3 protein-coding genes are annotated in these 2,095 nt (G+C 61.9%); 2 read left to right on the plus strand and 1 reads right to left on the minus strand.

Features of this window, described 5'->3' with window-relative positions; translation table 11 throughout:
- Positions 1-750 (minus strand): SAM-dependent DNA methyltransferase (locus tag KDH09_19010; protein ID MCB0221795.1); only part of this gene is annotated, 750 nt, incomplete at its 3' end.
- 208 nt (positions 751-958) lie between these two features.
- Here KDH09_19010 and KDH09_19015 point away from each other — a divergent pair.
- On the plus strand, positions 959-1,438 hold the full coding sequence (locus KDH09_19015) for a thermonuclease family protein (protein ID MCB0221796.1): 480 nt from the start codon (positions 959-961) through the stop codon (positions 1,436-1,438).
- Between the two features lie 55 nt (positions 1,439-1,493).
- Positions 1,494-2,095: UPF0149 family protein (locus KDH09_19020; protein ID MCB0221797.1), on the plus strand; the 602-nt coding region annotated here is incomplete at its 3' end.

The raw sequence follows: 2,095 nt of genomic DNA on the forward strand, positions 1-2,095 counted from the left end.
GTGAACGGCCAGGTTCATCTTGGCCAGGCGGATGGTGGTGGCGTTCTTCTCCAGTCCGTTGAAGGTGAACCGCCGGGTGGGATCGTCGTCCCGTTCCTCCACGACGCGGGCGCTCTGCACAAACATGCCGCCGGAGCCGCAGGCCGGGTCCAGCACGGTGCCGCGCTCGGGGTCAAGCACATGCGCGATGAGCGAGACCAGCGAGATGGGGGTGAAGAACTCGCCCGCATCATGGGCCTTCTGATCTGCAAATTGGGTGAGGAAGTATTCGTAGATGCGGCCGAAGACGTCGCCTTTGACTGTTTTCAATTCCTCGGGGTTGAGCGTGCGCAGCAACTGGCCGAGCACGTCGTTGTCCAGCTCCTGGTATTCACTCTTTGGCAGGATGCCCCGCAGGTTGTCGTAATCCTTTTCGATGGACTCCATGGCCTCGATGATGGCCTTTGCCCGATCGGCGCTGCCGGGCAACGAGACGAGATAGTCGAACTGTGCCTGCGGCTGCAGATAAATGGCGCTCTGCTGGGAAAAGTCCTCCTTGGTCAGCGCCCGCGTCTTGCCGCCGCGAGTCGGCAAGTTGGCTTCGATCACGTCCTTGACACCAAGGAAGCGGCTGTAGGCATGGCGCAGGAAGACCAGGCCCATGACCGGCAGGAAATACTCGTTGCTGGCGTAGTTGGAGTTGGCGCGCAGGGTGTCCGCCGCACTCCAGAGCCGCTTCTCAATGGCTTCGATGTGTTCAAGCTGGGCCATGTGCACCTTCACTCCGCGGCGTCGGCTGCCCGCTCCCGTCGAGCTATCAGTCAGGCAAGCCCTTGGAATAACTGGATTTTTTACCTTCATCAAGCAGGTTTTGTTGCAAGGAGAAGCGGGAACCGTGCCCACCTGATTCAACCATACCCCGACCATGTGACACGACGTGACACAGGCCCGACCGACAATGGCTCCGGAGGGCTGAACCGTGTCCCATCGTCACGTCCCCGCAGGAGTGTTCGCTGTCTCAATTTCGGTCACCGTTTTCGCGGTGGCACTGGTCGGATTCGTCAACTCCGGCGAGGCTGCCGAAGCCACCTACGGCCGTTTCGACGACGTGACCCTCGATGGCTGCTATGACGGCGATACCTGCACCTTCACGATCCCCGACGTTCATCCGCTCCTGGGCGAGCGGATCGGCGTCCGCGTCCGGGGGATCGATGCGCCGGAGATTCGGGGGAGATGTGAAGCCGAGAAGGCGCTGGCACGGGCGGCCAGGGACCGGCTTCGAGCGCTGCTCGCCGAGGCCGTCCGCATCGACTTGGTGAATGTGTCCAGAGGGAAGTATTTTCGGATCATCGCCGATGTCGAGGCCGACGGGATGAATGTCGCCGACATTCTGCTTCGGGAGGGCCTTGGGAGAGGCTACTCTGGCCAGGCGCGGGAGGCGTGGTGCGTTGCAGAATGAAGATCACCCGAAGACGGATTGCACCCCCACGACGGCACGCGCTATGGGAAATGCCATGGACCTCGGCACTCTCGACAAACCGCTGGACGAAGACGAGCTCGCCGAATTGGGCCGGTTTCTGGCCTCCGATACCGTACCCGAAGGGTGCATGGACCTCTCCATGCTGGACGGATTCCTCACCGCCCTGATGGTCGGCCCCAGCGTCGTTCCACCCAGCCAGTGGCTCCCGCTCGTATGGGGCGACCCCGAGGGCCCCGAGTTTGAAACCATCGAGCAAGCGCAACGAATCACCTCACTTCTCCTGCGGCACATGAACGCGATCGGAAACCACTTGAGCGAAGAGCCCGAGAGCTTCGAGCCGATGTTCTACACCCGCGCCGTAGACGGTAACGAACGTACCATCGCAGACGAATGGTGCGAGGGCTTCCTGCGAGGAGTCGAGGAGGTCGGTTTCGAATCGTGGCGGGAGATGGTGGAAGACGAGGAGGGTGGCAAGTGGCTCGCCCAAGTGGCCGTGTTCGCCACCGAAGAGGGATGGAAAGTGCTCGATCAGCTGGTGGAGAAGGCTCCGGACCCGGATGCCTTTCACGAACGCCTCGTAGACCGGATTGCCCCGGCTGTGCGCCAGATACACGCATTCTGGCTGGAACGGCGCAA

This window comes from Chrysiogenia bacterium, assembly GCA_020434085.1.
GTDB lineage: Bacteria > JAGRBM01 > JAGRBM01 > JAGRBM01 > JAGRBM01 > JAGRBM01.